The sequence below is a fragment of the Micromonospora sicca genome (assembly GCF_003172935.1).
Lineage (GTDB): Bacteria > Actinomycetota > Actinomycetes > Mycobacteriales > Micromonosporaceae > Micromonospora > Micromonospora sicca.
Map to the genome: position 1 here is coordinate 1 of NZ_QGKS01000436.1, position 6,790 is coordinate 6,790.

4 protein-coding genes are annotated in these 6,790 nt (G+C 71.7%); all 4 read left to right on the forward strand.

Annotated features, from left to right (window positions below; all coding sequences use genetic code 11):
* Positions 1-624: ribosome small subunit-dependent GTPase A (gene rsgA, locus DKT69_RS33025; protein ID WP_109805331.1), on the forward strand; the 624-nt coding region annotated here is incomplete at its 5' end.
* Positions 625-821: 197 nt separating this feature from the next.
* Positions 822-3,767 (forward strand): excinuclease ABC subunit UvrA, encoded by a 2,946-nt coding sequence (gene uvrA, locus DKT69_RS33030; RefSeq protein ID WP_109805332.1) that lies wholly within the window; start codon positions 822-824, stop codon positions 3,765-3,767.
* A 156-nt stretch (positions 3,768-3,923) separates the two neighbouring features.
* A complete protein-coding gene (locus DKT69_RS33035) occupies positions 3,924-4,412 on the forward strand; it encodes a Rieske (2Fe-2S) protein (RefSeq protein WP_109805333.1) in 489 nt (162 codons plus the stop codon).
* 150 nt (positions 4,413-4,562) lie between these two features.
* Positions 4,563-6,500 carry an excinuclease ABC subunit UvrC gene (uvrC, locus tag DKT69_RS33040; RefSeq protein WP_109805334.1) on the forward strand — a complete coding sequence of 646 codons (1,938 nt, stop codon included), beginning with the start codon at positions 4,563-4,565 and terminating at the stop codon, positions 6,498-6,500.
* Positions 6,501-6,790: the final 290 nt, after the last annotated feature.

Below are 6,790 nucleotides of genomic sequence, written 5' to 3' on the forward strand. Positions count from 1 at the left end.
CTGGCCGCCGACCCGGCCGCGCTCGCCCGCCAGCTCGGCGCCGTCGCGCCCGGGGTGCCGGTGCTGCCGGTCAGCGCCGAACACGGCGTCGGGCTCGACCCGCTCCGGCCGTTCGTCGCCGCCGGGCGGACGCTCGGTCTGCTCGGGCCCTCCGGGGCCGGCAAGTCGAGCCTGGTCAACGCCCTCGCCGGGGCCGTCGTCATGCCGACCCAGGCGATCCGCCGGGTCGACGGCAAGGGGCGGCACACCACCACCTGGCGGTCGGTAGTGCCGATCCCGCACGGGGGCGCGGTGGTGGACACCCCGGGGGTCCGGGCGGTGGGCCTGCTGGACGGGTCGGCCGGTCTGGACCGGGCCTTCGCCGACATCGTCGAGCTGGCCACCGGCTGCCGGTACGCCGACTGCGCGCACGACGGCGAGCCCGCCTGCGCCGTGCGGGAGGCGCTGGAGTGCGGGGAACTGCCGGCGCGGCGCTGGGAGAGCTGGCGCCGGCTGCAGCGGGAGGTGGCCTTCGAGAGCCGCCGCCGGGAGGTTCGGCTGGCCGCCGAGCGGCGCGGCGGCCGGCGCGGCGGCCGGCGACGGACGGGGCGTCCGGTGCCGCCTCCGTCGCCGGGCGGATTCTGAACCGGTCGACGGCGCACGCCGGCCCGGATCGGGCCGGTGTGACCGGCACCTGAGCTGGGGGAATGTGCGGGCGCGGAAAGTTGTCGTACCTCGGGGCTAAAGTTGCCGAGGCGTCTCTTCTGCGCCCGCAAACCGCTCAGACTCCGCTCGGAGCGGACAGATCCGCCCCACCTTCTTCTCCCGGGAGTACACGGACCGTGGCCGATCGACTGATCATCCGTGGCGCGCGCGAGCACAACCTGCGTGACGTCAGTCTCGACCTGCCCCGGGACGCCCTGATCGTCTTCACCGGGCTCTCCGGGTCGGGCAAGTCGAGCCTGGCCTTCGACACCATCTTCGCCGAGGGCCAGCGCCGCTACGTCGAGTCGCTGTCGTCGTACGCCCGGCAGTTCCTCGGCCAGATGGACAAGCCCGACGTCGACTTCATCGAGGGCCTCAGCCCCGCGGTCTCCATCGACCAGAAGTCCACCTCGCGCAACCCGCGCTCGACCGTCGGCACCATCACCGAGGTCTACGACTACCTGCGCCTGCTCTTCGCCCGCATCGGTGAGCCGCACTGCCCGGTCTGCGGCGAGCGGATCTCCAAGCAGAGCCCGCAGCAGATCGTCGACCGGGTCCTCGCGATGGACGAGGGCACCCGGTTCATGGTGCTCGCGCCGGTGGTCCGCGGCCGCAAGGGCGAGTACGTCGACCTCTTCGCCGAGCTCCAGGCCAAGGGCTACGCCCGGGCCCGGGTCGACGGCGTGGTGCACCCGCTGACCGAGCCGCCGAAGCTCAAGAAGCAGGAGAAGCACACCATCGAGGTGGTGATCGACCGGCTCAGCGTGAAGGCGAGCGCCAAGCAGCGGCTGACCGACTCGGTGGAGGCGGCGCTCGGCCTCTCCGGCGGCCTGGTGCTGCTGGACTTCGTCGACCTGCCCGAGGACGACGCGGACCGGGAGCGCCGCTACTCCGAGCACCTGGCCTGCCCTAACGACCACCCCCTGGCGATCGAGGACCTGGAGCCCCGGGTCTTCTCCTTCAACGCGCCGTACGGCGCCTGCCCGGAGTGCACCGGCCTGGGCACCAAGAAGGAGGTCGACGCGGAGCTGGTCGTCCCCGACCCGGAGCGCACCCTGCGCGAGGGCGCCATCCAGCCCTGGGCCACCGGGCACAACCTGGAATACTTCCTCCGCCTGCTGGAGGCGCTCGGCGAGAGCCAGCACTTCGACATCGACACGCCCTGGCGGGCGCTGCCGTCGCGGGCGCAGAAGACGATCCTGCACGGCTCCGACGACCAGGTGCACGTGCGCTACCGCAACAAGTACGGCCGCGAGCGCTCCTACTACACCGGGTTCGAGGGCGTGGTGCAGTGGATCGAGCGCCGGCACACCGACACCGAGTCGGAGTGGTCGCGGGACAAGTACGAGGGCTACATGCGGGACGTGCCCTGCGCGGCCTGCGGCGGCACCCGGCTCAAGCCGGAGGTGCTCGCGGTCACCCTGGCCGGCCGGAGCATCGCCGAGGTCTGCAACCTGTCGGTGGGGGACGCGGCCGAGCTGCTCGCCGGCATCGAGCTGACCGACCGGCAGAAGATGATCGCCGAGCGGGTGCTCAAGGAGATCAACGCCCGGCTGAAGTTCCTGCTCGACGTCGGCCTGGACTACCTCTCCCTGGACCGTGCGGCCGGCACCCTCTCCGGCGGTGAGGCGCAGCGCATCCGGCTCGCCACCCAGATCGGCTCCGGCCTGGTCGGCGTGCTCTACGTGCTGGACGAGCCGTCGATCGGCCTGCACCAGCGGGACAATCACCGGCTGATCGAGACGCTGATCCGGCTGCGCGGGCTGGGCAACACGCTGATCGTGGTCGAGCACGACGAGGACACCATCCGGGTCGCCGACTGGATCGTCGACATCGGCCCGGGCGCCGGCGAGCACGGCGGCGAGATCGTGCACAGCGGCTCGGTGCCGGCGCTGCTGGAAAACCAGGAGTCGGTCACCGGGGCGTACCTGTCGGGGCGCAAGTCGATCCCGACGCCGCGGCAGCGGCGGCCGCAGACCCCCGGCCGGGAGCTGGTGGTGCACGGGGCGCGGGAGCACAACCTGCGCAACCTCACCGTGTCGTTCCCGCTCGGCCAGCTCATCGCGGTCACCGGGGTCAGCGGCTCCGGCAAGTCGACGCTGGTCAACGACATCCTGTACGCGGTGCTGGCCAACCAGATCAACGGCGCCCGGCTGGTCCCCGGGCGGCACACCCGGGTCACCGGCCTGGAGCACGTGGACAAGGTCGTCGGCGTCGACCAGTCGCCGATCGGCCGGACGCCGCGGTCCAACCCGGCCACCTACACCGGGGTCTGGGACCACGTCCGCAAGCTCTTCGCCGAGACCACCGAGGCGAAGGTCCGGGGGTACGGCCCGGGCCGGTTCTCGTTCAACGTCAAGGGTGGCCGCTGCGAGGCGTGCTCCGGCGACGGCACCATCAAGATCGAGATGAACTTCCTCCCGGACGTCTACGTCCCCTGCGAGGTGTGCAAGGGCGCCCGGTACAACCGGGAGACCCTGGAGGTGCACTACAAGGGCAAGACCGTCTCCGACGTGCTGGAGATGCCGATCGAGGAGGCGGCCGAGTTCTTCTCCGCCATCCCGGCCATCCACCGGCACCTGAAGACACTGGTCGACGTGGGCCTCGGCTACGTCCGGCTCGGCCAGCCCGCGCCGACGCTGTCCGGCGGTGAGGCGCAGCGGGTCAAGCTCGCCTCCGAGCTGCAGAAGCGCTCCACGGGTCGGACGGTCTACGTGCTCGACGAGCCGACCACCGGCCTGCACTTCGAGGACATCCGCAAGCTGCTGATGGTGCTCGAGGGCCTGGTCGACAAGGGCAACACGGTGATCACCATCGAGCACAACCTCGACGTGATCAAGACCGCCGACTGGCTCATCGACATGGGCCCCGAGGGCGGCCACCGGGGCGGCACGGTGCTCGCCACCGGCACCCCGGAGGAGGTCGCCGAGGTGACCGAGAGCCACACCGGCCAGTTCCTGCGCCAGGTGCTCAAGCTCGACGGCGAGCCCAAGGGCGCCAGGGCGGCCACGTCGCGGGCGGCGAAGGCCAACGGCGCGGCGACCAAGTCGCGTACCCGCAAGGTCACGGCCGGGGCGCGCTGAGCCGACGGTACGACGCGGGCGGGTCGGGAAACCGGCCCGCCCGTTCCGATATCCATTTCGTGACGCGCCAGTATGAACCGTGCGGCACAGTGATCCGTGTTCCAGAAACGTGGCCGCGGATCACGACGGGGGCGGCAGCCGAGAGAAAGGGCGGATATGAGTGACGATCAGGTGCTGACCGGGCCCGGTACGCAGACGCGCCGGGCCCTTCTCGCGGGCGCCGGCGCGGTCGGGGTGTCGGTCGCGCTGGCCGCCTGCGGCAGCGACGACGACTCCGGCGACGGGACCTCCGCCCCGACCAGCGGCGGCCCGGGCGCGACCGGCGCCGGCGACGCCGAGGGCGGCAACCGGGACACCTCCGGCCCGCTGGCCCGGACCACGGACATCCCGGTCGGGGGCGGCGCGGTGTACGCCAGCAAGGGCGTGGTGATCACCCAGCCCGAGCCGGGAACGTTCAAGGGCTTCGACCCGATCTGCACCCACCAGGGCTGCCCGGTGTCGAACGTCGACGGCGGCACCATCAACTGCACCTGCCACGGCAGCAGGTTCTCGATCACCGACGGCTCGGTGAAGCAGGGCCCCGCCACCCGCCCGCTGGCGGCCAAGAACATCAAGGTCGACGGCGACCAGATCGCCCTCGCCTGACCCTTTCCTTCGCGTCACCACCGGCTCGGCGAGGGTCTCCGATCTTCCCGACCGCCCCCCGACACCCTGATCCGCGTCGCCGGATGGCAGTGGGTGGGCCGCCTGTGGCGGCGGGGCCGGGTGTCGGGGGTGCGGACTAGGCTTGTCGGCGTGGCTGACCCCTCGACCTACCGTCCCGCGCCCGGCACCATTCCGGAGTCGCCAGGGGTCTACCGCTTCCGGGACGGCACCGGCCGGGTCATCTACGTCGGCAAGGCGAAGAACCTGCGCAGCCGGCTCAACTCCTACTTCGCCGACCTGTGGGGCCTGCACCAGCGCACCCAGCAGATGGTCACCACGGCCGAGTCCGTCGACTGGGTCACCGTCGGCACCGAGGTCGAGGCGCTCCAGCTCGAATACACCTGGATCAAGCAGTACGATCCGCGGTTCAACGTCCGCTACCGCGACGACAAGTCGTATCCGTACCTGGCCGTCACCCTCGACGAGGAGTACCCGCGGCTCCAGGTGATGCGGGGCGCCAAGCGCAAGGGGGTGCGCTACTTCGGGCCGTACTCGCACGCCTGGGCGATTCGCGAGACGCTCGACCTGCTGCTCCGGGTCTTCCCCGCGCGGACCTGCTCGTCCGGCGTGTTCAAGCGGGCCGGCCAGGTCGGGCGGCCCTGCCTGCTGGGTTACATCGGCAAGTGCTCCGCGCCGTGCGTCGGCAGCGTCTCCGCCGAGCAGCACCGGGACATCGTCAACGCGTTCTGCGACTTCATGGCCGGCCGCACCGATACCATGGTCCGCCGGCTCGAGCGGCAGATGACCGAGGCCAGCGAGCAACTGGAGTTCGAGCGGGCCGCCCGGCTCCGCGACGACGTCGCCGCCCTGCGGCGGGCGATGGAGAAGCAGACGGTGGTGCTCGGCGACGGCACCGACGCCGACGTGGTGGCCTTCGCCGACGATCCGCTCGAAGCCGCCGTCCAGGTCTTCCACGTCCGCGACGGCCGGGTCCGCGGCCAGCGCGGCTGGGTGGTGGAGAAGACCGAGGACCTGAGCACCGGCGACCTGGTGCACCACTTCTGCACCCAGGTCTACGGCGGGGAGCAGGGCGAGACCGATGTGCCCCGCGAGCTGCTCGTGCCCGAGCTGCCCGCCGACGCCGACGCGCTCGCCGACTGGCTCTCCACCCATCGGGGCAGCCGGGTGTCGCTGCGGGTGCCGCAGCGCGGCGACAAGAAGTCGCTGATGGAGACCGTGGAGCGCAACGCCAAGGACGCCCTCGCCCGGCACAAGCTCAGGCGGGCCGGTGACCTGACCACCCGTAGCAAGGCGCTCGACGAGATCACCGACGCGCTAGGCATGCGGACGTCGCCGCTGCGCATCGAGTGCTTCGACGTCTCCCAGATCCAGGGCACGGACGTGGTGGCCAGCATGGTCGTCTTCGAGGACGGGCTGCCCCGCAAGAGCGAATACCGGCGGTTCATCGTCCGGGGCGCCACCGACGACCTCTCCGCCATGTCCGAGGTGCTGCGCCGGCGGTTCGCCCGCTACCTGGACGCCCGTGCCGAGACGGGGGAGATCGGCGAGGAGACCGCCGGTGACCCGGACCGGCCCGGCATCGACCCGACCACCGGCCGGCCGCGCCGGTTCGCGTACCCGCCCCAACTGGTGGTGGTCGACGGCGGCGCGCCGCAGGTCGCCGCCGCCGCGCAGGCCCTCGCCGAGCTGGGCATCGACGACGTGGCGCTGTGCGGGCTGGCCAAGCGGCTGGAGGAGGTCTGGCTGCCCGACGACGAGTTCCCGGTCATCCTGCCGCGCACCTCGGAGGGGCTCTACCTGCTGCAGCGGGTCCGCGACGAGGCGCACCGCTTCGCCATCACCTTCCACCGGCAGCGGCGCTCGAAGCGGATGACCGAGTCGGCGCTGGACAACATCCCCGGGCTCGGCGACATCCGGCGCAAGGCGCTGCTGCGGCACTTCGGCTCGCTCAAGCGGCTCTCCGCCGCCACCGTCGAAGAGATCACCGAGGTGCCCGGGGTGGGGAAGCGGACGGCCGAGGCGATCCAGGCCGCCCTGGACGAGGGCACCAAGACACCGCAGAGCTAGTGAGCGGTCCCGTTGGGGACGCCACCCCGGTTCGTCGGAAGCTCCTGACCAGGCATCTTCGACTCGGCCGCCCCGAGCAGGGTTGTTCCTGCTCGCCTTTGCTCTGCTTCAGCGGAGGCAACAGTTACCGGCCGTGCCTGTTGCCTGTGGTGAAGCAGAGCAAAGGGGGCGATGGGATGGTTGGCCGGCCGGCCAGGGTGACCGTCCGTAGCTCGACGCGGGCGGCGGAACGTTGGGGGCGGATGTCCCTGGTGTCCGGGTCGCCCTGAAGAGGCCAGGCCGCCCCCACG